This window comes from Chryseobacterium sp. UF-290, assembly GCF_058245615.1.
The window spans coordinates 86,510-112,229 of the sequence record NZ_JBSICB010000015.1 but is presented as its reverse complement, the minus strand read 5'-3'; the positions used below and the strand labels follow the sequence as shown (position 1 = coordinate 112,229).

The following is a 25,720-nucleotide window of genomic DNA, read 5'->3' as shown; positions in this document are numbered from 1 at the left end:
CCGGCTGGGATTCGAACCCAGGACCCATACATTAAAAGTGTATTGCTCTACCAGCTGAGCTACCGAGTCGGCCACTTTTGCAACAAGTTTTCATTGTAAATAATGTCCCTTGTTTTAAGTGGTGCAAAGATATGACTTTTTTCTTTATCTCAAAACTTTTTCGCAAATTTGTTAAAAAAAAATTCATGGTAATTTCATTGATCGGATACATGGGAAGTGGCAAATCTCACATTTCCAAAATATTAAGTGAAAAAATAAATTTTAAATTAATTGACCTCGATAAAGAGATCTCCAGAAGAAATAAATTAACCATTCCTGAAATTTTTGAAAAAAAGGGGGAAATTTACTTTAGAAAGCTGGAAAGAGAGACTCTGGAAGAAATATTGGCTTCCGAAGAGAATGTAGTATTAAGCCTTGGTGGAGGAACTCCGGTGTATTATAACAATATGGAAATCATCAATCATAATTCTAAAAGTGTCTTTTTAAGAACATCTGTGGGCACATTAGTGGAAAGGCTATCCAAACAGAAAGAAAAACGGCCATTGATAGCCAATATATCTGATGAAGACCTGCCGGAATTTATAGCCAAACATTTATTTGAAAGAAACCAGTTTTACAGCAAAGCACAATTCAGTATAGGGACTGATTCCAGAGAACCGGAGGACATTGTCAAAGAAATAATAGAAAAGCTCTATCTCTAGAGCTTTTTATTTTAACCTTCAGTTTCATCATCATTATCATCATCCGTTTCTCCGAAGAAGTCGTCCCAGTCTGTAAAATCGAACGCGATATCATTCCCCACATATTCATCCATCTCTCTTCTGTCCTTTTTGGTCGGTCTTCCCTCTCCTTTATTTCTATAATAGTCCTGTGACATTTTGCGAAGCTTCAGCAATTCGTACTGCTCCTTATCGGTCACATCCTGTATATGAAGCGGGACCAGCTTTGCCCCAATCCTGCTTTTAGGAATCTGGATCACTTTTATTTTATAATCAATCTGATTCTTACGGATCTTGATAACATCACCCTCTTTTACCTCCTTAGATGACTTTACGGCAGACGTTCCTATAGAAACCCTGTTCTTTTTAATCTCGTCTGCTGCGATACTTCTTGTCTTATAAAAACGAATGCTCCATAAAAATTTATCTATTCTCATAATTTTTTATACTTTTGCCGTTATATTATTTGTAAAGTAATTAAAGTTTTTTGAAATGAAAAAAATATTTTTATATATCCTTGCCGGATCTTTATGCTTTTCCGCATGTAAAAAAGATGATGATGATGTAGAAACATACAAAGAGCCTGAGGACATCACCACGCAAAACAGCTATGATGATCAGGCCATTAAAAAGTATATGGATGAAAATTACCTTGATGTACAGGGAAATATAAAAGCTTTCAGCGCTACCGATTCTACTGATGATAATGAAAAAAAATTATCAGAACTGGACTATAAGACATTACCTTCAGGAACAATCTATATTGTAAGGGAAGGGGCACAGCCTTCAGCAAGTGAGGAAAAGACAATCAAAGATACTGATATCATTAAGATCATGGGAAGAGGATACGCCTGCCTGGCCGGTGAAAGTAATGGAAATGTTTCATTCTTATCCACAACTTCTTTTTTAAATACGATTGACGGAAGTGTAGTTCCTCTTATTGATCCGACCTATTATTATGTAAAAAAATCGATTCTGGATAAAGCTACAACAGATGCTGCCAAACAAGCAAGCTATTACCAAATTCCTGGTTTCAGGGAAGCGCTTCAAAAATTCAAAGCATTTGATGATCTTCCAAGTGAAACCCCTTATAATCTTCAGGGAGTCATTATTGTACCGTCAAGAGCCGCTTTTGCAAGAAATCCTCATTATCCATATTTAGGAGTATCCCACAGAAACAGAACATTTATCTTCAACTTCCAGATCTATGGAAGAGAAGACAGGCCTGCTGATCAATTGCAATAAGAAAGAAAATCGTATAAAAAACAGAAACCGCCTTAAATAAATAAGGCGGTTTCTATTTTGTTTCCATTGTATTAAAATCTTGTTTTCTGCTTTACATTTCCTAAAATATCCGGGAAGTAAAGATCGGCAAGGTGATCGAATTCATCTCCTCTCATAAACATGGTGGCATCTACCTCTTCATAAGAACTTCTTCCTGCTGCGGCAATCAGTTCATTGCAGGTATGAAGTGTATTTTTATGGAAGTGGTATACCCTTTCACTTTTATCGGTTACGTCAAGTCCTTTGATCAGCATCTTATCCTGTGTAGCCACCCCAGTCGGACAATTGTTGGAATTACATCTTAAAGCCTGAATACATCCTAAAGAGAACATGAACCCTCTCGCGTTATTACACATATCCGCTCCCATGGCAATCGCTCTAAGGATATCCAGACTTGTAAGGACCTTACCGCTGGCGATGACTCTCAACTTATTTCTTACATTATAGTTATTAAGCGTCCTGTTGACAAATATCAGAGCAGGCTCCAAAGGCATCCCTACTCCATCTGAAAATTCAGGAGGTGCGGCTCCTGTTCCTCCTTCAGCACCATCAATGGTAATAAAATCCGGATAGATCTTCAGCACATTCATCTGTACACAGATATCTTCAAATTCTTTGGTATCTCCTATACAAAGTTTAAACCCGATCGGTTTTCCTCCTGAAAGCTCTCTCAGTTGCTGTACAAACCTCAGCAATCCGGCTGCATCAGAGAAAGCGGTATGGGATGGTGGTGAAATAACAGTCATTCCGGGAGTTACATGACGGATCGCAGCAATTTCCGGAGTATTTTTAACTCCCGGAAGCACACCTCCGTGACCTGGCTTTGCTCCCTGAGACAGTTTGATCTCAATCATTTTCACGTTAGGAAGGGTAGCGTATTTTGTGAATAATTCAGGATTAAATTTCCCTTCATCATCACGGCATCCGAAATATCCCGTCCCAATCTGCCAGCATAAATCCCCTCCTTCCATATGGTAAGGCGAAATCCCTCCTTCTCCTGTATTATGATAAAAGTTTCCTTTTTTTGCACCTCTGTTCAAAGATATTTGCGCCCTGTCACTTAATGCCCCAAAGCTCATTGCTGAAATATTGAATAAAGAAGCATGATAAGGCTGTGTACACTGCTCTCCTCCAACCCAAACTCTCGGAAGCTCTTCTGATGGTGATTTCGCATAAATCGAGTGCTTGATTCCTTCATATTTTCTGTGATTAACCTCCAGCTGCGTCCCAAAAGCTACCGTATCACTTAAGTTCTTGGCACGTCTGTATACTGCAGAACGCTGATTTCTCGGAAATGGTTTCCCATCGGTCTCCCTTTCGATGAAGTATTGCTGCATTTCAGGTGAAATGCTTTCGAAAAAGTACCTGAAGTACCCCAATACAGGAAAGTTCCTCAAAATAGCATGTTTCGATTGATAAGCATTGTAAACACCCAATGCATAGATTGCGGATAGCAACGTCGGTATCCAGTAATGCGCTCTGATCAGTATTGCTATACTCCATGTAGCAACTACTAATACAATTCCCCAAGATAAAAACTTATCTCTCATGAATGTAGTATTTAAAGTTTAAAAATAAATTTAGTGGAAATTTCGCAAAGAGCCTATGCTTTTGCTAAAAAACTTTGGTAGGAAGATTGCACTGAAACCGTGCCATCTGACAGGATTTTTTCTAAATTCAGAAATTCGATCTGGTTGACGGATGCAGGGTCAAAGTCTTTCTGGACTCTCACATAATTTTCTGTGAAGCCAAACATTTTTCCGTCTTTATTTTCATGCTCCCAAAGTACAGGAAGCGTTTTTCCGATCTGAGTCTGATAAAATGCCATTTTCTTCTTTTCAGAAAGAATTCTCAGCATTTTGTTACGTTTTTTTCTTTCCGCAACAGGAACGACTCCTTGCATTGCCGCAGCTTCTGTATTTTCTCTTTCAGAATAGGTAAATACGTGAAGATATGTAATAGGAAGATTGTTCAGGAAATTATATGTTTCCATAAATCTTTCTTCCGTTTCTCCCGGGAATCCTACAATAACGTCAACCCCAATAGCCGCATCAGGCATTACCTCACGGATCTTGTTGACTCTGTCATTATAGAGCTTCGTCAGATAGCGACGCTTCATTTTTTTCAGCAAATCATCGCTTCCGGACTGTAACGGGATATGAAAATGCGGAACAAAGCTTCTGCTTTTAGAAACCAGTTCAATACTTTCGTCTTTCAAAAGATTAGGTTCAATGGAAGATATACGAATCCTTTCGATCCCTTCCACTTTATCAAGTTCAGAGATCAGGTCCAGAAATGTGTGCTCGTGTCTTTTGTTTCCAAATTCTCCTTTACCATAATCACCGATATTGACCCCTGTAAGGACAATTTCTTTGATACCCTTCCCCGCAATTTCCGTAGCATTTCTAAGAACATTTTCAATAGTATCGGAACGTGAAATTCCTCTTGCCAACGGAATCGTGCAGTAAGTACATTTGTAATCACAGCCATCCTGTACTTTAAGAAAAGCTCTGGTTCTGTCACCGATGGAATAACTCCCGATAAAGAAATCCGTTTCTTCGATCTCACATGAGTGAACGATTCCTTCATTTTCTGACTTTTCCAGGTCATCAAGGTAGCTCAGAATATTAAATTTTTCTTTAGCTCCCAAAACCAAGTCTACTCCTTCGATCTGTGAGATCTCTTCAGGCTTTAGCTGCGCATAACATCCTACAATAACAACCAATCCTTCCGGATTAGCCTTCATCGCTCTTTTCACATGAAGCTTACATTCACGGTCAGCATTTTCAGTTACCGAGCATGTATTGATCACATATACATTCGCCCTATCATCAAAACTCACCTTATCATAACCTGCATCTGTTAATTGACGGGCAATAGTAGATGTTTCTGCAAAGTTTAATTTGCAGCCAAGTGTATGAAACGCGGCAGTTCTGTGAAATGTAGACATTTGTTACTCCTGAATTTTATGGGTGCAAAGATAGTAATTTTAATAAGAATTCAAGATTGATTCAATCTATTGTTTATATTCTTCCCTCACTTCAGGACTGTTCAGAAAGCACACAGGTGATGAGTTCCCATTCTGTACATCTCCTGAAAATTTACCTTTCATTTCCGCATTAAATTCCTGAGACCGGTTTCTGGCAATAGAAAGCGTTTTCCAGTCGTCATTCTTTATCATTTTAGCAATATAGATGATCTGCCCGATATGATAAGGATAATGGGCAAGCTGTCTGAAAACAGCATCAATAACGAAATGTGCTTCTCCTCTGATGTAAATGGTTGAATATATATTTTCATCATTGATCTGACCCAAAGCATCAAACAGACATTCCCATCCTTTCTCCCAAAAGTCAATAACTTCTTCTTTGGATGTAAAGGTATTCACAAATTCCTCATCACGGTTACGCCAGGACTTTTCTCCGTCCTCGGTCAGGAAATTGGTCCACCTTGAAAGCATATTTCCTGCAATGTGCTTTACGATCACCGCAATAGAATTGCTTTCTTCATTATATTGCCAGAAAATATGCTCATCGGTCAGCTGGTCGAATGCTTTATCTCCAAGAGATTTATAATACTCAAAGCGTTTTACAAACAGGTCTTTCATTTTTTCTATTTTTTGGATACCTAATTTAAAAACTTTCAAAAATAAAAACCACCTCATTCGAAGTGGTTTTATCTATGTATTTTATTTACAGCTATTCTCTGTTTTTAACCAATACCCAACCTGTAAATTTAATGGCGGTATTCTTTTTATCATTTTCATTCCATGTCACAGAATACCAATAGGTTCCGGTAGGCACTCTTCTTCCTCCGTTTGTACCGTCCCATTTGTAACCGTTGAATCTATCCGCCTGGAAGATTTTATTTCCGTATCTGTCAAAAATACTTATGATCAGGTTTTGCTTGCTGCCCAATGCAGAATAATCGATCACATCATTCACTCCGTCAGCATTAGGAGTAATCACGTTGATCAGGTTAGGTACAACAATTTCAATTTCTATAGGATCACAGTCATAAGCATCTTTTACATACACCTTATGGTCTCCTCTTGAAACATTATTGAAAATATTGGAATCCTGCCAAACGATATGATCCATTGAATATTTATAAGGCGGATTTCCTCCCGTTACTGATACCGTAACGGTATTATTGGCAATATCAATAACGGAGACAACAGGCTGTTCGGAAGGCAATACTCTTACAGTCTGGGTAGCAACACATTCCCCTGTTGTAAGCTTCACCCAATATACCCCGATTCCTGCTTTGATTGTCTGTGTAGTAGCTCCGGTGCTCCATTCATAGCTTTTAAATCCGGGACCGGCATCCAATACTGTCTGATCTTCGGCACAAATGGTTTTATCTTTAAGAATGTCAGAATACACCGGTGGAATAACAATTAAAGTGATCGTGGCAACATTATAGCATCCCTGAGCATTTGAAACTCTTACATACACCACTCCATCAGGAGCAATATACGCATTGGGCGTCAGGATCTCATTGGTCTGATTCACCGCATCGGCCATTGACGGATAATATTGTTTGATAGGGTTAGGTTGAGTTGTTACAGAAGCATTGACAAGATTAAAAGATGCTGTAGACGGATTCGTTTGTATGAAGCAGGATCTCAGGACAACATCTTTAACCACAACTACCGGATTAAATTTTAAAGTGATCTGTGCTACTGCAGTACATCCGAATTCAGATATTACCTTTACATATACCGTACCTTCCGCAGACACGAATGCCATAGGAGTTGTAATCTCATTAATCCCGGCATTCAGGTCTGACATTGTATGATAATATTTTTTAGTCACATTTGTTCCGGCAAAAACATCTGCTGTAGTCAGGTCAAAGACTGCTGTCCCTGCATTGTTATTGTTACACTGCGTTAGCGTTACGTTCTTAACTGTAATAGAACCGTCCTTGAACTTAAATTTCCCGATCTGCTTACATTGATTAAGCGGATTACCTGAATTCGTTGGATCGGTATAGTTGATGCTGTAAAAGTAAACAGTACTTGTATTGACGGTTATTGGAGCGGTAATCGGATTATTTCCAGTCAACGCGTCATTCTGGTTGACGTGATAGCTTACCCCAAAGTTCTGATTCCCGTTGATGATACCCGCAGACAATATAGAAAAATCAAATAAAGCCGTACCGGAACATATAACAACCTCTCTCGGATCAGCAGGATTGGCTGCGAGAATTCCCGGAGGATTAAATGGATAAGTTTGAATATTCGGATCTGTGAATGGAGAGGCCAGTGTGGCAGTTCCACCCCATGTCAGAGAGAAAGGAGCCGTTGTAGTGCTGGTGCTGCTCACCCAGTTATCGATAAATAAATAATAGGTTTGTCCCGGTAAAACATCCAAATATCTGCAGTAAGGTGTGGTAGAACCACCCGCAGCACTCAGAATAGTACTTGTCATATTTAAGCCTGTAGCAGGACCTGGCCCGATAACAGTTGCTGCATTACAGCGTATTGGCGATCCTAAACTTCCACAATTTACATTAGGACCAAAAATAGCCCAGTCATAATCAGCATCCGGATTATTGGGAACCAGATCAAAAGTAAGAGTTCCTCCTGTAGCGATCGTAATTTTATACCAGATTGAATTATGCTCCCCTGTAAAGTCTATACAGCTTCCGGAATTGACCAATTCCTTGATATTACCATATCCTGAAGGGCTGTAAGTAATATTTGAGTTCCCGCAAACTGAAAGTGCCGTGGCACAATCTGCCTGAGAATAAAAAAACTGTGATATACAGAGAAGAATAAAAAGTAAAAATTTTCTCATAGATATATGTCTTTATGGTTAAAAGCAATGATGCATCAGGTTGAGATTCAACCGATATCAAATATACCTATAATTTAATTACAAACAATAAAATTCCAATAGTTTTGAAATATTTCAAAATAAAAAAGCGAATCATTACATAATACCAAGTATAAACCCACTTATTTTATACTTGTAATATTTCCACAAAGATTTTCAAGATGAAAGATCTTATGAAAAGGACTTTTCACTTCTTTGAGGTGCTCTTTATCCTGAATAAAAGTATATCTTGAGGCAATGGAATTCATGTCTGAAACAATCACCAGCCAGCATTCGTCAACGGATGTATCGTAATAAGGAAATTTTTCATTCTTCTTTTCTATCAATTCAAGGATCTTTTCAGAACAGAGCTCATCAAAAAGATTCATACTGTATTCATGGGTGATAAAGACATTTCTTCGATGGAAGGATTTTCTTATACTCTTTACACAGCCTACCGCTTTATTTTTTTTGATGCTTTTATAGATGCTGATAATATTTTCCTGCTGTATTTCCAGATGATCAAACCGGGTATCATGATGAAATTCTAAAAAATAAACACCACGATATTTCGTAGTGTCTTCCTGTTCTAATAATATTTCTGCCTGACGGAACATTTTATTTAAAGTGCTTTCCATTTTCTTCATTTCCAGATGATTGATCACTTCGGTCAGCTCTATCCCGATCTTTTTGTCGTTCAGTTTTGCGATGAAGTCCGGACTTTCGCAGGTAAGGTTTTCAAATTTCACCTCAGGGAAATGGTGCATAAAAGAGTTGAGAAGCAGGATCTCTGACTTCTTTCTGTATTTTTCACGATCGTGAAGCGGAGATTCATCTATGGTACGGTGGTATTTTTCTATGGGCTTTTTCTTCAAATGCCTGTTCAGATAATATAAACTCAGATTCTTAATCAGATCTTCATCAGAGAATGTCTTTTTCATGTGTGATTTTTTTATTTAATTAAAGAACACATGCAGCCATTGGCTTTCATCATTAAAAGTTTTTGATAATCAAAATTTTACACTCTTAAAGATAAGTAAAAAAACTATTCAACACCTACTTTTAAAATTAATTTATTGATTAATTAATGTAAAGTTTATTTTCATAATTAATACCTTTGCTCCTTTAAACACAAACCCACATTTATGGATTTTAGGAATTTTAAAATACCTTACAACATCAATCCCCAATATTCCAAAAAAACCGTCTATTTCTCAATGGAATTTGCCCTTGAACAGGTGCTTAAAATATACTCAGGAGGTCTTGGCTTCCTGGCAGGTTCTCATATGAGAAGCGCTTATAACCTTAAGCAGGATCTTATCGGAATCGGTATTCTATGGAAGTTCGGTTATTATGACCAGGCAAGAAATCACGACCAGACCCTGCAGCCGATATGGACAAGAAAGCTGTACAGCTTTCTTGAAGACACGGGAATAAAGTTTCAAATCGAGATCCACAGCGCTCCGGTATGGGTAAAAGTATGGTACCTTGACCCGGAAATCTTCAATACTGCCCCTATGTTCTTCCTTTCCACAGACGTTCCTGAAAACGACCACGTTTCAAAAACGATCTGTCACAAGCTATATGATGCCAACGAATCTACAAAGCTTGCCCAGTATATCCTATTAGGAAAAGGAGGAGCGAAATTATTGGATGAAATGAACATCGAAAGAGATGTATATCACCTGAATGAAGCACATGGACTTCCGGCAGCATTTTATCTGTTGAAGAAATATAACGGGGACCTTAACAAAGTTAGAGAAAAGCTGGTTTTCACCACTCATACTCCGGAAGAAGCAGGAAATGAAAAGCATAATTTTAAACTGTGCTACGATATGTCCTATTTCTCCGGTTATAGCATGGAAGAGGTAAAAAGTATTGAAGGAACAGATGATGACCGCTTCAATCATTCACTTTGTGCTCTGAAGATGGCAAGAATTGCCAATGGCGTTTCCCAGCTTCATGGTGTCGTTTCCAGAACCATGTGGAGCAAATATCCGGGAATTTGTGAAATCACTTCCATTACCAATGCGCAGGAATTTAAATACTGGGCAGATAAACCTCTTTATAACGCCAAAGATGAAAATGATGAAACTGTTTTCGATTACCGCAAAAAGCATTTAAAGAAAAAGCTGTTCAGTATTGTAGCAGACCAGACAGGAAATCTATTCAACCCGAATATATTCACTATCGTATGGGCCAGAAGATTTGCCGGCTACAAACGTGCTGATCTCCTTTTACATGACAAGGACAGGTTTTACAAACTTCTGAACAATCCGAAATATCCGGTACAGATCATCTGGGCAGGAAAACCTTATCCCATGGATTATTCTGCTATTTCCACCTTCAACACTCTGGTTGAGGAAAGCAAAAACCATAAAAACATGGCTGTTCTGACAGGATACGAGCTTTCATTAAGCAAATCTCTGAAACAAGGATCAGACTTATGGCTCAATAACCCAAGGGTTCCAAGAGAAGCATCCGGAACTTCCGGTATGACAGCTGCCATGAACGGTTCGGTAAACCTATCCACAGATGACGGCTGGATTCCTGAGTTTGCCAAACATGGAGAAAACTCTTTTGTAGTGCCCAAAGCAGATTATCTGAATATGAGCATCTATGAGCAGGATAATTACGACCTAAGCAAACTGTATGAGATCCTTGAAAATGAAATTCTCCCAACCTATTACGACCATCCTGATCAGTGGAGAAAAATTCAGCACAATGCGATGAATGACGTCAAAGATCAGTTCAATAGTGATAGAATGGCTGATGAGTACTATAGGGTGCTTTATAATGAGGCAAAATAGCAAAATAGCAAAAAGGCGAAAGGGTAAAAAGGTAAACGGCAAATCGTAAAATAGTGAAGAAGGCTTTTGCTTTTTTGCGATTCAGCTTTTTTGCTTTTCCATAAAATACGCCCGGAAATTTTCCGGGCGTATTTTATGGAGAATTACTTACTGTTTTTCTTTGCCGGCACTTTCAGGCCTTTTTCTCTTGCTTCAGAAATCCCGATGGCTATGGCTTGTTTTCTGCTTGTCACTTTTTTTCCGGAAGAAGATTTCAGTTTTCCTTCCTTGAATTCGTGCATTACTTTTCCTACTTTGTCCTGAGCTTTATCTGAATATTTAGTCTTGCTCATGATCATATTTTTTTTAAGATTTTGGCAGGGATACCCCTAATTCATAGACACAAGCGTGCTTCAAATATTTTGAACGCTCTCTTGAAGTTACCGATTCAAAATGGTCATTTTTGATCACAATGATCGGATCTTCTATATTCTCAATCTCGAAATTGGCAAAATACCGCTCATCCGGACTCGTACTATCATTTTTTGCTTTTATTTTCTGCAGCTCATCTGCATATTTTCTGAATCCGGGATCAGAGGAATGGATAAATTTATATTCATCGCCTGCATACACATAGTAATGAAGTTTTTTTTCTATCAAACCCGCTTCATCTGTAATTTCGGGATTATCATTTCCATCTCTAAATACTATTTCCACCAATGTACCCCCTTTTTTACGGGCATATTCTTCCGCATCTTTAAAGCTGGAAAAACCGGTATAAACAATCTGGTTGTTCATTACATAACGGTTCAGTTTCTGGTTGTATGCATTCGTTTCCATAATTATTATCTGATTTGATTATACTTAATGATATTCAATTTTTTTGCCAAAAAGCGTATTTGAAAAGCTTTTTTACACATTTTAATAAAATTATTATCTTTGAAATCCATTAATGTTAGAAATGAAAAAACTATTCTTAACTCTTACTATAGCGGCTGCATTCCATAATGTTTCAGCACAGGAAATCACTTTAGACAAAATATATTCAGGATACTACCGCGGAAAAGGTATTGCCGGGATCACGTCTATGAAAAACGGTGAGAATTACCTGGTCATTGAACCGACAGGAATTGCCAAATATTCTTATAAAACCTCTCAGAAAGAAGGAAATATTGTTGACGGAAGATTTGAAAGCTATATTTTTTCTGATGATGAATCCAAAATCCTTTTACAAACCGAAAGTCAGCCTATTTACCGACATTCTTTTCTTGGAAAATTTGATGTGAAAGATTTAAAGTCCGGAAAAGTAATCAGCCTGAATGACGGAAAACCGGTTCAGGAGCCTACATTCTCACCGGATGCTACGAAAGTCGCGTTCATTTCAGACAATAACCTGTTCTACCAGGATCTTGCGTCAGGAAAAATTACCCAGATTACCACTGACGGTAAAAAGAATTCAATCCTGAATGGTCTGGCAGACTGGGTATACGAGGAAGAATTCGGGCATGCAAGACAATATGAATGGACTAAGAACTCTGATGCTATTGTTTTTGTAAAGTCTGATGAAAGCCAGGTTCCGGAAATCTATATTCCGATCTATGGAAAAAATCTTTATCCGGCCGAGATGCGCTATAAATATCCAAAGGCAGGTGAGAAAAACTCTGTAGTTTCTGCTCAGCTATACCGTCTTGACAACGGAAAAACAATGCAGCTGAACTTAGGCTCTTTTAAGAATTACTATATCCCTAATGTATTCCAGACGGCAAAACCGGATGAAATTGTTTTGATCACTTCTGAAAGAATCCAGAATGCTTCGGATATTTTAAAGGTAAATACCAAAACGGGAGCGGTTCAGAAATTATTCACCGAGACTGATGACAAATGGATCGATACAGACAGTCCTACATTGGAATTCCTTGAAGACGATTCCTTTCTTTGGGCCTCTGAAAGAGACGGGAACCGTCATCTTTACTGGTATGACAAAGACGGTAAGCTAAAAAAACAGATCACCAAAGGAAACTGGGAAGTGACCGACTATTACGGCTTTAATCCGAAATCTAAAGAAATTTACGTTCAGACTACTGAAAAAGGGAGTATCAATAAGGTCATTTCCAAAGTAAATATCGAAAACGGAAAATCACAGCTGATCTCCAATGCAGAAGGAAACAACTCTGCAAATTTCAGTAAAAACTATAATTATTTCATTGAAACCTCTTCCACTGCTTCAAAACCCTATACCTATGTTCTGAAGGACGGAAATGGAAAAGCGGTAAAAGAGCTTCAAAATAATAATGATCAGCTGCAGAAATTAAAAACTGACAATTTTGTTGAAAAAGAATTCATCACCATTCCTAATGCTGCAGGTGATCAGATGAACGCATGGGTAATGAAGCCTAAAAATTTTGATCCTAATAAAAAGTATCCGCTATTCATGTTCCAGTATTCCGGACCGGGATCTCAGCAGGTTGCCAATTCCTGGGATAACGGAAATGCGATGTGGTTCAATCACCTTGTACAAAAAGGATATATCGTTGCCTGTGTAGACGGACGAGGAACCGGTTACAAAGGAGCCAGGTACAAGAAAGTAACGTACATGAACTTAGGAAAATATGAGATCGAAGACCAGATCACAGCAGCCAAGTGGTTCGGAAACCAGTCTTATATTGATAAAAGCAGAATCGGAATGTTCGGATGGAGCTTTGGAGGCTATATGACCAGCTTGGCAATGACGAAAGGTGCCGATGTTTTCAAAATGGGAATTGCTGTAGCACCGGTAACCAACTGGAGATATTACGATTCGGTATACACGGAAAGATTTATGAGAACGCCACAGGAAAATCCTGATGGATATGATAAAAATTCTCCTACAGAATATTCTAACTTATTGAAAGGCAAATTCCTTCTGATCCACGGAACTGCTGATGACAATGTACATTTCCAGAACTCTATGGAATTTTCAGAAGCCCTGATCCAGAATAAAAAACAGTTTGATTTCATGGCCTATCCGGACAAAAACCACGGAATCTATGGCGGACAGACAAGACCGCAATTGTATCAGAAAATGACTGATTTTATCCTGAATAATTTATAATCTTATTATACAATAAATAGAAGCCGTCTCACAAATCGTGAAAACGGCTTTTTTTATCTTTATAACCAGTCAAGATCTAATATATTCTTATTTGAAATCAACTTTATGATTCAACTCAATAGGGTTATTATTTTCTCTCATCTGTTTTTGAATACTTTCTGTAATTTCTTTGAAACTTATATTGAGAGGATTTCCATTGGCATCGCCAACTTTTGTTTTAATATTCCTTGTTTTTATTTCAGCAAATGGATCATTGTAATAATCATTTTGTAATTTCTTATAAACATCCCAACTTATTTCTTTGCCTTTTCGTAAGTAGAACATATTATTTTTATCAGATTTTTTAATTTTTATAAGGTTAAAATCAAAATCACCCTTATCATCATAAAGCTTAACAATTAATCCCGGAAGTCCATAAAATATATATGGCCCCTCTTGTAATGGACTAGCAGGATCAAACCAGGCAACCCAGTTGCGTCCACCATACTCTGTGGTAGCTTTCTGACATTCTATATCATCAATTTTCATTTTATCAGATAGAATCTGCCAGCTTAGTCTATCATCAATGTTGATGTAATATAAATCATACATAGCAGGGTGTGTGACATTTTTATAAACTTTATTACTAATTAAGTTTTTGAATGAATAAATATTTTCAAAAGTGGGTTTACGGCTCTGCCAATAGCCATTTTTTTGCATTAATGAGTCTGCTTCACGTGCTTTTTCTGACCTGAAAACAGATTGCTTTCCTAAAACATCAAGATAATAATACTCTGGCTTAGTGTCTTTATGGGGCAAGCCTTTTAACTCATATATAAAACTTATATTTTGAGAAAAAAAAGCGTTTGATATAAGTAGCAAAAAGAAAAATATATGTTTCATAAGCTAATGATATATTATAAAAAAAGAAAAAGAGATACACATAGAGTATCTCTTTCAACATTTATTACCAACCAATTACATACAAGCATTGTGAGACTCTATTAGTACACCATTCTGGTAGGTATACCAAAACCCACATTCAAGTCCATATTGTGCACATACATCACCAGCTCCTGGCTGACAAAAGTCTCTTTTACCTCCTTGGACATTTTTCAAATTCTCTCTCGAAAGTTTTTTTAAATTTTTCATAATGTTTTTTTTAGTTCTGTGTCACTATTGACATCGTCGAAACTAAAAAACAAATATCACATCAACGAGATATACTATTGTAAATTTTGTGCAATTTTATCTTTTTAAATATGTACAATCATACATGCATCTTGTACAAGTATATCCAATTGTTTAAATAACATTTACTATTCAGTATTTATATTTATTTCATTAATCATTTAGGTCTGTATTATTTATTTTATCAATTGAAATTAAAAACTTATTTTTGAGGAATTTGAAATTTGAATATATGAAGACTAAACATCCTAAAGGGCTGCCCTATCTCTTTTTTACAGAAATGTGGGAGCGTTTCGGGTATTACCTGATTCTTGGAATCTTTGTTCTGTATGTGATTGAGCCTACCGGCATGAAAGGAGGACTCGGACTGCCTGACAAAACTGCTGATGACATTTTCGGAACTTATATTGCACTCACATACCTTACTCCATTTATTGGAGGCTTCCTGGCCGACAGGGTGTTAGGATATATCAAATCTATTTACCTCGGAGGGTTTCTGATGGCTGCGGGATATATAGGAATGGGAGTTTTCAAAGACTTACCTTTGTTTTATACTTCACTGGCATTAATCATCATCGGAAACGGCTTCTTTAAGCCTACGATTTCCACCCTGCTAGGAAATCTTTATTCTGAAGAGCCCTATAAAGCCAATAAAGATTCCGGATACAATATTTTCTACATGGGTATCAATATCGGAGCGTTTATCTGTAACATTATCGCTGCTTTCATGCGTAATAAATTCGGCTGGGGTGAAGCGTTTATCACTGCCGGAGTCGGTATGCTGATCGGTATGGTTATTTTTACGATCGGAAGAAAGCACTACATTCATGCTGCACAGATGAAGCCCGTACAGGAGGGAGATACCAAGCTTTCTGAAATTTTAATTAAAGTATTTGTTCCTGCTATCATTGCCGGGGCAATTGGTTGGTTCATTCCCAACAATATCTTTGGAAGTGACAGTACAGATGCCTTTATCTTTGCCTGTGTTCCTGTTATTTACTTCTATGCTTCCCTTTATTTCAAGGCTAATCCTGCAGAAAAATCATCAATCGGCGCATTGCTTTCCGTATTCCTGATCAGTATGTTCTTCTGGGCTGTTTTCAAACAAAACGGTACTGCACTGACAAGATGGGCAAACTATTATACGGACAGAAGCGTTCCTGCTTCTCTTGAAAAGCCATTGGAAGGGATTTATATGGTGGAAGGGAAAAGTTATGAAGACAAAGAGGTACCGGTCTATGACAATCAATTCAGAGCTCAAAAAGATGAAAACGGGAAACCTTTAAAAAAAACAGGTAAAGATGTCTATTTCGAAAATATTTCAGACTCAGATCGTAAAGCTTTAGAAGAAACATCATCACAAAAGGTATATCTATACAACACAGAATTATTTCAGTCTATCAATCCGTTCTGGGTTATTGCCCTGACACCGGTTATTGTAGGATTCTGGGCTTTATTAAGAAGAAAAGGCAAAGAACCTTTAACGCCTACCAAGATCGTTTTAGGATTATTTATTTCAGGACTTTCCTGTCTGGTGATGGTTTTAGCAGTAATGGCCGGAGATAACGGCGCTGTAAAAGTTTCTCCTTTATGGCTTGTTGCCAGTTACGGAGTAATCACAATCGGGGAATTATGCCTGTCTCCGATGGGACTATCTTTTGTTTCCAAGCTTTCCCCTGCAAGAATCACAGCGTTGATGATGGGAGGATTCTTCCTTGCCAATTCTGTAGGAAATAAGCTTTCAGGAATCCTGGCGAGTACATGGTACAATTATGAAAACAAGACGAATTATTTCCTTGTAAATTTCGCTTTGTTAATATTTGCTACTCTTTTAGGCCTTTCCATGTTAAAAAGATTAAATAAAATCATGAAGGAAAAAGGACACTAATCCTTAGAATTATACAGAATAGCAAGCTGCGGAATAGTTCCGCAGCTTTTTTATTTAAAAATAAAATTAAAACCTTGCCAAAAACTCAAAATAAACTATATTTGTCAGTCTTAACAAAAATTAACAATAGAAAATGGATAATATTGAAGCATTGAGTCCGAAACCGGATGAATTTGTAGAGAATAAGAGTTCCAGACATCCAAAAGGGTTATGGGTTCTTTTCGGAACAGAAATGTGGGAGCGTTTCAACTTTTATGGAATGAGAGCACTTTTGACGCTCTTTATGGTAAATTCCTTATTGATAAAAGAAGCTGATGCTGCGATCATCTATGGTGGATTTCTAGCTCTATGTTATTTAACACCTCTTTTGGGAGGGTTTATTGCTGATAAATATATCGGAAACAGATATGCTATTATCATTGGGGGATCCTTAATGGCTATCGGCCAGTTCTTATTATTTATCAGTGCCTCTACTTTTTCTGCTGATTTAGGAAGTGCCAAACTTATTATGTGGCTTGCTCTATTCATTATCATTTTTGGTAATGGATTCTTCAAACCTAATATTTCCTCGATGGTAGGAAGCCTTTATCCTAAGCAGGAAAAATCAAAGCTTGACTCCGCATTCACCATTTTCTACATGGGAATCAATATCGGGGCATTCTTAGGACAATTTATCTGTCCATATCTTGGAGATGTGAAAGACGCTACAACCGGAGTAAGGGACATCTTTGCTTTTAAATGGGGATTCTTAGCTGCTTCAATTGCCATGATCATCGGAACAATAACGTTCTTTATTCTTAAAAATAAATACGTGGTAACGCCGGAAGGAAGACCTATCGGAGGGTTGCCAAAACATAATACAAGCGCTGATTTTGAAGAAGGTGAAACTCAGACGGCAAAGTTCTCAGGAGCATCTTTAGGTATTACCGGAGTTATATTTGTAATTTTATTTTTCGCTTTCAGATATCTGTTGGTGGGAGAATTCGGATTTAATTCTGTGGAAATGGGACAGCTGATCAAAGGGATCATTTATCCTTTCATCTACGCAGCCGGGATTTCTCTGGCCTTCCTGATCATGTCCTCTGCAGAAAACAAAATTGAAAGACAGAGAATCTGGGTAATCTATATCGTATCGTTCTTTATTATCTTCTTCTGGGCTGCTTTTGAACAGGCAGGGTCTTCATTAACATTTATCGCAGATAACCAGACTGACAGAAACATTTTTGGCTGGAATATGCCCCCTTCAATGGTTCAGATCTTTAACGGAATCTTCGTAGTTATTCTGGCCGTTCCATTCAGTTTGATCTGGGATAAGCTGAGAGCAAGAGGAAAAGAGCCGGTGTCTCCGTTCAAGCAGGCTATGGGATTGGCTTTGATCGCCCTTTCTTATTTCATCATTGCACACAATGTGAAAGATCTTGGAAATTCAGGTTTATTAGCAATCAAGTGGCTGATGTTACTATATTTCATTCAGACATGTGGTGAGCTTTGTCTTTCTCCAATCGGTTTGTCACTAGTTGGTAAACTGGCACCAAAAAGATTTGCTTCATTATTATATGGTGTTTTCTTTATTTCCAATGCTGCAGGGTATGCCTTAGCAGGTTCATTAGGAGCACTTATCCCTGCTACAGGTGATAAATTCAAAAAAGCTGAAGAGATAGGAGTTAACCTTCAGGATGTTCTGGATAAAAAAGTAACCTTGACAGCTGATCAGGTAGCCGCTTTTGATAAGGCCCAGCTGCCATTACACAACCCTACATTTGCAGGATTTGAAATCCATAATTTATTTGAATTCTTCATGGTATTCGTTGTACTTTGTGGTATCGCTGCTGTAATTTTAGGTTTGATTTCACCTATCTTAAAGAAAATGATGCACGGTGTAAACTAATTGTATCAACAAAATATAATAAAACCTCTGCCAAGTCAGAGGTTTTTTTTATTTTCGTACGATGGAAATTTCCGAAGATTCTTTATTCCAGTCCGTAAAGGAAATTATTAGACAGTCGCGCGAAAAGGTTTTTCGAATAGCGAATTCTACGCTACTGCTCACTTACTGGCAAATTGGAAAACTTATAGTGGAAGATGAGCAACAAGGAAAAGAACGTGCAGAATACGGAAAATATACGCTGAAAAAACTCTCTGAAAAGCTCACTTTGGAATTTGGAAAGGGGTTTGATTATACCAACCTATCCAATATGCGGAAGTTTTACACAGCATTCCCAATTGTTGACACATTGTCTCAACAATTGAGCTGGTCTCATTACAGACTACTTTCAAGCCAGGATAATAAAGACAAAAGGCTTTATTATCTAAATGAAGCTGTCCAAAATAACTGGAATGTAAGAGATCTGAAAAGACAAATCAATTCTCTTGCCTACGAACGGGTTTTAAAACATAAAAAATCTCCCACAGAAAGTATTCACAGTGTTTTAAAAGATCCTTATATTTTTGAATTCCTTGGTTTAAAAGCTGATGAACAATTTTCCGAAAAAGAAATTGAAACAGCTATTATTGATCATATTCAAAAGTTTTTACTGGAGTTCGGAAAAGGATTTGCTTTTGTAGCCAGACAACAACATATCTCAACTGATACATCGGACTTCTACATTGATCTTGTTTTCTATAATTATATACTGAAATGCTTTGTCATCATCGATTTAAAAACCGGAGAACTTTCCCATCAGGATATAGGCCAGATCGATATGTATGTGAGAATGTATGATGATCTGAAACGTGGCGAAGGAGACAACCCTACCATCGGAATTCTGCTATGTTCCGAAAAGGATGAGACTATTGTAAAATATTCTGTCCTGAATGATAAAAACAATTTATTTGCCAGCAAATACCTGCTGTACCTCCCAAAAGAAGAAGAATTAAAACAAATCATTGACCAGGACAGAATCCGTTTTGAGCTGGATCAGGAAAATAAAACCCCTTAAAACTTAATCATATATCATTATGAGCTTAACTTTAGATGAAATACAAAATTTCAAAGGAAAATACCCAAGACAAATCTGGAGCCTGTTTTTCTCTGAAATGTGGGAACGTTTCTGTTTCTACGGAATGCGAGGAATGCTGGTTTTCTTTATGATCTCCCAGCTTAATTTCCATGAAAGAGAAGCCAACCTTCAATATGGAGCTACACAAGCCTTCGTATACGCCTTTACATTTGTAGGCGGTCTTTTTGCAGATAAAATTTTAGGATTCAGAAAATCACTTTTCTGGGGAGGTCTTCTGATGATCCTCGGAAGTCTGATCCTGGCAACAGATCCTCATAAGTTCTTTTTCCTGGGAATTGCGTTTACCGTCGTAGGAACAGGTTTCTTCAAGCCTAATATTTCCTCAATGGTAGGCCAGCTTTATAAGCCTAATGACTCAAGGGCAGATGCCGGTTTTTCGCTTTTCTATGCGGGAATTAACCTGGGAGCATTATTAGGAGGTTACTTATGTATCGCTATTGGTAAAGGAGAATTCCTGGGCAACGTTATTGCAGAAGAAATGAGATGGCATATCGCTTTTGGCCTGGCTTCCGTAGTAATGGTTGTCAGTCTGATCAATTTTGTATTTACACAAAGAAGGTTGGGTACCATCGGGCTTCAGCCGGGACATCCTTTGGCGGAAGTAAAGGCTGCTCCCATTCCAAAATGGAAAGAATATGGGGTGTATGTACTGTCTTTGGTTTTTATACCGATCATTATGATCATGGTTGCCAAAACGGAGTATACCGATTATTTTATGTGGACCATTGGACCATTAACATTGATCTATCTATTTTATGAAATGAGCAAAGTAACAGCATCAGAGCGCAAAAAGCTTTGGGCTGCTTTGGTTTTCATTATATTCTCAATCCTGTTCTGGGGAATCTATGAACAAAGTGGAGGGTCTTTAAGTATTTTTGCAGCCAAGAACCTGAATAAAGATCTTTTTGGTCTGGACCCGAATGGTGTCAATAACTCGGGAGGTGCATTTTTCATCATTTTCCTTGCTCCGCTTATCGGGCTTCTCTGGATCTGGCTGAATAAAAGAAAGATCGAGCCCAATACTATTATTAAATTCGGGTTAGGGTTTATTTTCTTGGGATTAGGGTATTATGTTCTATTCGCAACCCGTTTATTTGCCGATCTTCAGGGAATTACTTCATTGAACTTCTTTACACTGGCATTATTGATTATCACGCTTGGAGAGCTATGTCTTTCCCCAATCGGATTGTCTATCATGACCAAGCTTTCTACCAAGAATCTTCAGGGAATGATGATGGGAATGTGGTTCCTCGCTTCAGCTTACGGACAATATGTTGCCGGGATCATCGGTGCCAGCCTCGCCACTGCCAAAGAAGGTTCTACCAACTATGATGAGCTTATCACTTATACCGATGGATATAAACAATTGGGATTGTATGCCGTAATTGCCGGAGTGGTATTAATTTTGATATCTCCGTACGTGAAAAAATTAATGCAGGATGTAAAATAGAAAATAAGTAATTATGCTTATTTTTACGTAAATATCAAATTATGAAAAAAATTTTAAGCATAGTTCTCTTATTACTATTAAATTTTAGCTTCGCACAGGTAAAGTGGATGACCATTGAAGAAGCTTTAAAGGCTCAAAAGGAAAATCCTAAAAAGATCCTTATCGATTTCTATGCAGACTGGTGCGCTCCATGCAAGATCATGGACAAAAAGACCTATGGGCATCCCGTAATCGGGCAGGTTTTAAATGAAAATTATTATCCTGTAAAATTTAATGCAGAGGAAAAGAAAAGTATAGAAATTTTTGGAAGAACATTTTCCAATCCTGATAAAGAACATAAAAAAGGAAGAAATTCCCTGCATGAGTTTACACAATACATGAATGTAGGGGCTGTCCCAAGTACTGTATTTCTGGATGAGCAGGGTGACCCGATCACAATTCTGCAGGGAGAATTATCCGCTAAAGAACTGGAACCCTATCTGGAGCTGATCTCAAAGAATCTGTTTAAAAAGATCCGTACCAGAGAGCAATGGGAAGATTACCAGAAAAAATTCAAATCTAAAATTAAAGATTAACTGACAGTCCGGACTTTAGGTTTCGGTTGCTCTATATAGACTGAAGACTTTCAATTTTTTTTGGAAGTCTTTTTTATTTTACCGAAATTCGGACCTTTGTTTTTTCATTCGAAACCCGGTTCTCGAAATTCGAGACTCAGATAAAAAATGACTTTAGAAACTTCCATAGAATATGTAAAGGGAATAGGCCCGGAAAGAGCCAAGCTCATCAAGAGTGTATTGGGACTTTCTACTGTAGAAGATATGCTGAACTTCTACCCTATCCGTTATTTAGACAAAAGTAAGATCTATACAATATCCCAGCTTCAGGGAGAAAGCAGCCAGGAAATACAATTGAAAGGAAGGATCACCCAGGTTCAGGAAATTCAGACCGGAAAAACAAAAAGGCTTTCCGCTAAATTCAATGATGAGACCGGCAGTATGGATCTGGTATGGTTCCAGTATTCAAAATGGCTAAAGGAGCAATTACCCATTAACCGTGAAGTCTATATTTTCGGAAAGATCAATGTTTTCAATCGTCAGTTTTCTATGCCGCATCCGGAAATAGAAGCTGAGGAAAAGAAAGAGGGAGATACCCGTCTGAAACCGATTTATCCAAGCTCTGAAAAGCTTACCAAAAGAGGGCTCAACCAACGGTTCTTCCAAAATGCGTTAAGAAATATCTGTAAAGAAATCCCGAACCTTATTGAAGAAAACTTTCCGGAATACCTGATGAAAACCTTCAGGTTTATGTCGAGGCAGCACGCTTTTCTGAATGTCCATTTCCCAAAAGATATGGAACATTTTGATAAGGCTGACTTCCGGTTAAAATTTGAAGAATCGTTCTTTTTCCAGTTAGGATATGGTTTAAAGAAGCTTCATCAGAAAACACAGTCCTACGGCAATCCATTTCCTATTATAGGAGATCATTTCAATGATTTTTACGAGAATCACCTTCCTTTTGAGCTTACCAATGCGCAAAAAAGGGTCTTAAAAGAAATCCGTATGGATATGAAAAGGCCGATACAAATGAACAGGCTTTTGCAGGGTGATGTAGGCTCAGGAAAAACAATGGTGGCATTACTCACCATGCTCATTGCCATGGATAATGGATTTCAGAGCTGTATGATGGCTCCTACAGAGATCCTTGCGCAGCAGCATTATAATGGTATTAAGGAGCTGCTGGATAAAACCGGCATCAATGTCAGACTTCTGACCGGTTCCACCAAAGCTGCTGAGAGAAGAGTCATTCATGAAGAGCTTGAAGACGGCTCGCTTTCCATTTTAGTGGGGACCCATGCTGTATTGGAGGATAAAGTTAAATTTAAGAACCTTGGTCTTGCCATTATTGATGAGCAGCATCGGTTTGGTGTCGCCCAGCGGGCAAAACTTTGGGCTAAAAATAAAATTCCACCGCATATTCTGGTCATGACGGCCACTCCTATTCCAAGGACATTGGCTATGAGCTTTTATTCCGATCTGGATGTTTCTGTGATCGATGAGATGCCTGTGGGAAGAAAGCCTATCATTACGGCTCACAGACGTGAAAAAGACAGGCTCTACGTTTATAATTTCTGTAAAGATGAAATCAAAAAAGGAAGACAGGTTTATTTTGTATATCCTCTGATCGAAGAATCTGAAACCTTAGATTATAAAAATCTGATGGAGGGACTGGAACATGTCATGGATTATTTTTCAGACTACAATGTAACCATGCTGCATGGAAAAATGAAACCGGATGAAAAAGATGCTGCCATGGCTTATTTTGCTTCCGGAAAAGCAGAAATTATGGTCGCTACTACAGTAATTGAAGTGGGCGTAAATGTTCCCAATGCTTCTGTAATGGTGATTGAAAGTTCCGAAAGGTTTGGCCTGTCACAGCTTCATCAGCTCAGAGGTCGCGTGGGAAGAGGCGCTGAACAAAGCTACTGCATCCTGATGACTTCGGATAAATTGTCCAAAGAAAGCAGAACCCGTATAAAAACGATGACCGAAACCAATGATGGTTTTAAAATTTCTGAAGTCGACATGCAGCTTCGTGGGCCCGGCGATATTCTGGGAACCCAGCAAAGTGGTGTGGTAGATTTCAAAAGGCTGGATCTTGTCAATGATTCCGCGATCATCAAAACGACTAAAAATACGGTTGAAAAAATCCTGGAAGCCGATCCTATGCTGGCAAGACCAGACAATCTGATCATCAAAAATTATTATATCCGGAACTATAAAGGAAAAAATAAGTGGAGTAAAATTTCATAAAAAAAACCGCAGAAAAATTTTCCTGCGGTCCCCTTATAAAACTGTTATTTAGAAGAAATTACTTTTGGTCTTAATAAATAAAAAAAAAATTTATTTTAATAGTTTAGACTTAATATTTTGTGATGTGGTGTGAAAATATTTATATATTATTTGAATAAGGTAAAAGCCATAACTATTAAAATAAATTATAAAAAACAAAATGAATTATTTTTCCAACTTGCTTATTATAAAAACTAACTGTGTTGAGTTGGAGATGAGGGAATGAAACGAATAAAAATATCTCCAACCATTTCAAGTTTTCATGATTGTACCGTTTTGTTTAAAGATCTTCTATGCTTTAAAATTGGAAATTAATATAATTCATTTTGTTAACTAACATCGTGATTTATATAATTTTGTTTATGGAAACAATTACTCTTCATTCATCTGCATCTTCTTCATATATAATAAATTTGTGTCACTGGGTTTTCTTGTACAAATCTCAGAATATTAATTGAAATTTATTTTATATTATTTTAATTATTAGTTATAAAATTTTCACTTATTTGTGAATAGTATGTGGTAAATATCATCTTTTTCCTTTATATAAAAAGAATTAAATCATTCATCTGTCATACTTTCAGGATAAAATTCTCTTTATTAAGCCCTGAAGTATAGTACTGCCAATTGATTGTGATAACTTCCGTAAGCACCTTCTTCAGTGTTTCAAAAGACTCCGGCTTTTTCATAAAAACATTAGCTCCTTTTACAAAAATATCTTCAATCTCATTTTCCGGAATAGGTTCAGAATAAATGACAATCACCATATTGCTGAACTTTATATCCGAATGAATTTCATCTAAACATTCCATGCTGCCTTTTCCGGGAATCTTATATTTTATAAAAACAATTTCAGGAACTACCGCATCATCATTCTTCAGATATTCCATCAGGCTTTTTCCGTTGCTGAAGCATTGAACTTTTATAGAGATTTTCAGCTCTTTTAATATATTCTTAAAAAAAATTAAAGTATTCTCATCGTTATCTGCTACTATTACGTTCAGAAATTCTTTATTCATACTGCATTTTAGGGTTTATGACCGTGCTTTGGGCTCTTCTTCTTTTTCCTATGATCTTTTGAAACTGCGATGGTGTGATTCCTGTTGTATTCTTAAACTGTGTGCTTAAATGTGCCACACTGGAATAGTTCAGCTTGTGGGCAATTTCTGTAAGGCTCTGTTTGTTTCTTATGATCAGTGCTTTCGCATGTTCTATTTTCTGAAGGATAATAAAATTCTCAATAGAGGTAAAAGCTACCTCTGAAAACAGATTGGAAAGATATCCGTAGCTGTGATTCAGTTTCTCTGAAATATAAATGGAAGCTTTTACCGGAATGATCTCATCAGAAAAAACAAGTTCTACAATAGCATCTTTTATTTTCTGAACCAAGGCGGTCTTCTGGCTTTCTATGATTTCGATGCCATACTCACCAAGATTCTTCTTAAAAAGATAATGTTGTTCCTGCGTAATGGGTTCATAGAACTCCACTTCACCGAAATTCAGCAGCCGGTACTTCAGACCGTGCTCCTTAAGCTTCTCGTCCAATATCTTTTTACAAAGAGCATTGAAATCAAATTTAACATACATTTTCATCCTAGTATAAATTAGCCAATTTTTTAGTAAATATAACAATTTATTTCA

22 protein-coding genes are annotated in these 25,720 nt (G+C 37.4%); 10 read left to right on the top strand and 12 right to left on the bottom strand.

Annotated features, from left to right (window positions below; genetic code table 11):
- Nucleotides 1-185: 185 nt before the first annotated feature.
- A complete protein-coding gene (locus tag AC4IF5_RS16475; protein ID WP_490736372.1) occupies nucleotides 186-701 on the top strand; it encodes a shikimate kinase in 516 nt (171 codons plus the stop codon).
- An 11-nt stretch (nucleotides 702-712) separates the two neighbouring features.
- On the opposite strand, the gene AC4IF5_RS16470 is transcribed toward AC4IF5_RS16475, so the two are convergent.
- Complete coding sequence (locus AC4IF5_RS16470; RefSeq protein WP_490736370.1) at nucleotides 713-1,156, bottom strand: RNA-binding S4 domain-containing protein; 444 nt, start codon at nucleotides 1,154-1,156, stop codon at nucleotides 713-715.
- Between the two features lie 55 nt (nucleotides 1,157-1,211).
- Between AC4IF5_RS16470 and AC4IF5_RS16465 the strand changes: the two genes are divergently transcribed.
- Nucleotides 1,212-1,964 carry a hypothetical protein gene (locus AC4IF5_RS16465; protein ID WP_490736368.1) on the top strand — a complete coding sequence of 251 codons (753 nt, stop codon included), beginning with the start codon at nucleotides 1,212-1,214 and terminating at the stop codon, nucleotides 1,962-1,964.
- A 71-nt stretch (nucleotides 1,965-2,035) separates the two neighbouring features.
- On the opposite strand, the gene AC4IF5_RS16460 is transcribed toward AC4IF5_RS16465, so the two are convergent.
- From AC4IF5_RS16460 to AC4IF5_RS16440, 5 genes are all read right to left on the bottom strand, one after another.
- Nucleotides 2,036-3,553 (bottom strand): FMN-binding glutamate synthase family protein, encoded by a 1,518-nt coding sequence (locus tag AC4IF5_RS16460; protein ID WP_490736366.1) that lies wholly within the window; start codon nucleotides 3,551-3,553, stop codon nucleotides 2,036-2,038.
- Between the two features lie 53 nt (nucleotides 3,554-3,606).
- Complete coding sequence (gene mtaB, locus AC4IF5_RS16455; protein ID WP_490736365.1) at nucleotides 3,607-4,953, bottom strand: tRNA (N(6)-L-threonylcarbamoyladenosine(37)-C(2))-methylthiotransferase MtaB; 1,347 nt, start codon at nucleotides 4,951-4,953, stop codon at nucleotides 3,607-3,609.
- A gap of 66 nt (nucleotides 4,954-5,019) precedes the next feature.
- The gene (locus AC4IF5_RS16450; protein WP_490736363.1) at nucleotides 5,020-5,610 is read right to left on the bottom strand and encodes a DUF1572 domain-containing protein; all 591 of its coding nucleotides are present in this window, start codon (nucleotides 5,608-5,610) and stop codon (nucleotides 5,020-5,022) included.
- A 91-nt stretch (nucleotides 5,611-5,701) separates the two neighbouring features.
- Nucleotides 5,702-7,804, bottom strand: a complete 2,103-nt coding sequence (locus AC4IF5_RS16445; protein ID WP_490736361.1) for a T9SS type B sorting domain-containing protein — start codon at nucleotides 7,802-7,804, stop codon at nucleotides 5,702-5,704.
- A 161-nt stretch (nucleotides 7,805-7,965) separates the two neighbouring features.
- Nucleotides 7,966-8,763 (bottom strand): hypothetical protein, encoded by a 798-nt coding sequence (locus AC4IF5_RS16440; RefSeq protein WP_490736359.1) that lies wholly within the window; start codon nucleotides 8,761-8,763, stop codon nucleotides 7,966-7,968.
- 204 nt (nucleotides 8,764-8,967) lie between these two features.
- On the opposite strand from AC4IF5_RS16440, the gene glgP reads away from it, so the two are divergent.
- Nucleotides 8,968-10,632 carry an alpha-glucan family phosphorylase gene (gene glgP, locus AC4IF5_RS16435; RefSeq protein WP_490736358.1) on the top strand — a complete coding sequence of 555 codons (1,665 nt, stop codon included), beginning with the start codon at nucleotides 8,968-8,970 and terminating at the stop codon, nucleotides 10,630-10,632.
- A 143-nt stretch (nucleotides 10,633-10,775) separates the two neighbouring features.
- Here glgP and AC4IF5_RS16430 read toward each other — a convergent pair whose 3' ends face one another.
- Both AC4IF5_RS16430 and AC4IF5_RS16425 read right to left on the bottom strand, forming a co-directional pair.
- Nucleotides 10,776-10,964: a DUF6496 domain-containing protein gene (locus AC4IF5_RS16430; protein WP_490736356.1), complete on the bottom strand. Its 189-nt coding sequence runs from the start codon at nucleotides 10,962-10,964 to the stop codon at nucleotides 10,776-10,778.
- 13 nt (nucleotides 10,965-10,977) lie between these two features.
- Entirely contained in the window at nucleotides 10,978-11,451 is a 474-nt protein-coding gene (locus tag AC4IF5_RS16425) for a hypothetical protein (RefSeq protein ID WP_490736354.1), read from the bottom strand.
- A 121-nt stretch (nucleotides 11,452-11,572) separates the two neighbouring features.
- Between AC4IF5_RS16425 and AC4IF5_RS16420 the strand changes: the two genes are divergently transcribed.
- Entirely contained in the window at nucleotides 11,573-13,702 is a 2,130-nt protein-coding gene (locus AC4IF5_RS16420) for a S9 family peptidase (RefSeq protein WP_490736352.1), read from the top strand.
- 87 nt (nucleotides 13,703-13,789) lie between these two features.
- Here AC4IF5_RS16420 and AC4IF5_RS16415 read toward each other — a convergent pair whose 3' ends face one another.
- Nucleotides 13,790-14,584, bottom strand: coding sequence for a GLPGLI family protein (locus AC4IF5_RS16415; protein WP_490736350.1), 795 nt, complete (start codon nucleotides 14,582-14,584; stop codon nucleotides 13,790-13,792).
- A gap of 75 nt (nucleotides 14,585-14,659) precedes the next feature.
- Nucleotides 14,660-14,833, bottom strand: coding sequence for a bacteriocin-like protein (locus tag AC4IF5_RS16410; protein ID WP_490736348.1), 174 nt, complete (start codon nucleotides 14,831-14,833; stop codon nucleotides 14,660-14,662).
- 271 nt (nucleotides 14,834-15,104) lie between these two features.
- On the opposite strand from AC4IF5_RS16410, the gene AC4IF5_RS16405 reads away from it, so the two are divergent.
- The 6 genes from AC4IF5_RS16405 (at nucleotide 15,105) to recG (ending at nucleotide 24,040) form a co-directional block, all read left to right on the top strand.
- Complete coding sequence (locus AC4IF5_RS16405; RefSeq protein WP_490736346.1) at nucleotides 15,105-16,760, top strand: peptide MFS transporter; 1,656 nt, start codon at nucleotides 15,105-15,107, stop codon at nucleotides 16,758-16,760.
- A gap of 133 nt (nucleotides 16,761-16,893) precedes the next feature.
- The gene (locus AC4IF5_RS16400; RefSeq protein WP_490736344.1) at nucleotides 16,894-18,648 is read left to right on the top strand and encodes a peptide MFS transporter; all 1,755 of its coding nucleotides are present in this window, start codon (nucleotides 16,894-16,896) and stop codon (nucleotides 18,646-18,648) included.
- A gap of 61 nt (nucleotides 18,649-18,709) precedes the next feature.
- Complete coding sequence (locus AC4IF5_RS16395) at nucleotides 18,710-19,699, top strand: PDDEXK nuclease domain-containing protein (RefSeq protein WP_490736342.1); 990 nt, start codon at nucleotides 18,710-18,712, stop codon at nucleotides 19,697-19,699.
- A 19-nt stretch (nucleotides 19,700-19,718) separates the two neighbouring features.
- Nucleotides 19,719-21,230 (top strand): peptide MFS transporter, encoded by a 1,512-nt coding sequence (locus AC4IF5_RS16390; protein ID WP_490736340.1) that lies wholly within the window; start codon nucleotides 19,719-19,721, stop codon nucleotides 21,228-21,230.
- Nucleotides 21,231-21,271: 41 nt separating this feature from the next.
- Nucleotides 21,272-21,805 (top strand): thioredoxin family protein, encoded by a 534-nt coding sequence (locus AC4IF5_RS16385; protein ID WP_490736338.1) that lies wholly within the window; start codon nucleotides 21,272-21,274, stop codon nucleotides 21,803-21,805.
- Between the two features lie 147 nt (nucleotides 21,806-21,952).
- On the top strand, nucleotides 21,953-24,040 hold the full coding sequence (recG, locus tag AC4IF5_RS16380; protein ID WP_490736336.1) for an ATP-dependent DNA helicase RecG: 2,088 nt from the start codon (nucleotides 21,953-21,955) through the stop codon (nucleotides 24,038-24,040).
- 611 nt (nucleotides 24,041-24,651) lie between these two features.
- Here the strand turns inward: recG and AC4IF5_RS16375 are convergent.
- A complete protein-coding gene (locus AC4IF5_RS16375; RefSeq protein WP_490736334.1) occupies nucleotides 24,652-25,098 on the bottom strand; it encodes a response regulator in 447 nt (148 codons plus the stop codon).
- Nucleotides 25,091-25,672 carry a helix-turn-helix domain-containing protein gene (locus AC4IF5_RS16370; RefSeq protein WP_490736332.1) on the bottom strand — a complete coding sequence of 194 codons (582 nt, stop codon included), beginning with the start codon at nucleotides 25,670-25,672 and terminating at the stop codon, nucleotides 25,091-25,093. Before AC4IF5_RS16370 ends, AC4IF5_RS16375 begins: the two co-directional genes overlap by 8 nt.
- Between the last annotated feature and the right edge of the window lie 48 nt (nucleotides 25,673-25,720).

Coding starts and splice junctions, on each gene's coding strand:
- AC4IF5_RS16475 (WP_490736372.1), top strand. CDS start 186: ATGGTAATTTCATTGATCGGATACATGGGAAGTGGCAAATCTCACATT.
- AC4IF5_RS16470 (WP_490736370.1), bottom strand. CDS start 1,156: ATGAGAATAGATAAATTTTTATGGAGCATTCGTTTTTATAAGACAAGA.
- AC4IF5_RS16465 (WP_490736368.1), top strand. CDS start 1,212: ATGAAAAAAATATTTTTATATATCCTTGCCGGATCTTTATGCTTTTCC.
- AC4IF5_RS16460 (WP_490736366.1), bottom strand. CDS start 3,553: ATGAGAGATAAGTTTTTATCTTGGGGAATTGTATTAGTAGTTGCTACA.
- mtaB (WP_490736365.1), bottom strand. CDS start 4,953: ATGTCTACATTTCACAGAACTGCCGCGTTTCATACACTTGGCTGCAAA.
- AC4IF5_RS16450 (WP_490736363.1), bottom strand. CDS start 5,610: ATGAAAGACCTGTTTGTAAAACGCTTTGAGTATTATAAATCTCTTGGA.
- AC4IF5_RS16445 (WP_490736361.1), bottom strand. CDS start 7,804: ATGAGAAAATTTTTACTTTTTATTCTTCTCTGTATATCACAGTTTTTT.
- AC4IF5_RS16440 (WP_490736359.1), bottom strand. CDS start 8,763: ATGAAAAAGACATTCTCTGATGAAGATCTGATTAAGAATCTGAGTTTA.
- glgP (WP_490736358.1), top strand. CDS start 8,968: ATGGATTTTAGGAATTTTAAAATACCTTACAACATCAATCCCCAATAT.
- AC4IF5_RS16430 (WP_490736356.1), bottom strand. CDS start 10,964: ATGAGCAAGACTAAATATTCAGATAAAGCTCAGGACAAAGTAGGAAAA.
- AC4IF5_RS16425 (WP_490736354.1), bottom strand. CDS start 11,451: ATGGAAACGAATGCATACAACCAGAAACTGAACCGTTATGTAATGAAC.
- AC4IF5_RS16420 (WP_490736352.1), top strand. CDS start 11,573: ATGAAAAAACTATTCTTAACTCTTACTATAGCGGCTGCATTCCATAAT.
- AC4IF5_RS16415 (WP_490736350.1), bottom strand. CDS start 14,584: ATGAAACATATATTTTTCTTTTTGCTACTTATATCAAACGCTTTTTTT.
- AC4IF5_RS16410 (WP_490736348.1), bottom strand. CDS start 14,833: ATGAAAAATTTAAAAAAACTTTCGAGAGAGAATTTGAAAAATGTCCAA.
- AC4IF5_RS16405 (WP_490736346.1), top strand. CDS start 15,105: ATGAAGACTAAACATCCTAAAGGGCTGCCCTATCTCTTTTTTACAGAA.
- AC4IF5_RS16400 (WP_490736344.1), top strand. CDS start 16,894: ATGGATAATATTGAAGCATTGAGTCCGAAACCGGATGAATTTGTAGAG.
- AC4IF5_RS16395 (WP_490736342.1), top strand. CDS start 18,710: ATGGAAATTTCCGAAGATTCTTTATTCCAGTCCGTAAAGGAAATTATT.
- AC4IF5_RS16390 (WP_490736340.1), top strand. CDS start 19,719: ATGAGCTTAACTTTAGATGAAATACAAAATTTCAAAGGAAAATACCCA.
- AC4IF5_RS16385 (WP_490736338.1), top strand. CDS start 21,272: ATGAAAAAAATTTTAAGCATAGTTCTCTTATTACTATTAAATTTTAGC.
- recG (WP_490736336.1), top strand. CDS start 21,953: ATGACTTTAGAAACTTCCATAGAATATGTAAAGGGAATAGGCCCGGAA.
- AC4IF5_RS16375 (WP_490736334.1), bottom strand. CDS start 25,098: ATGAATAAAGAATTTCTGAACGTAATAGTAGCAGATAACGATGAGAAT.
- AC4IF5_RS16370 (WP_490736332.1), bottom strand. CDS start 25,672: ATGAAAATGTATGTTAAATTTGATTTCAATGCTCTTTGTAAAAAGATA.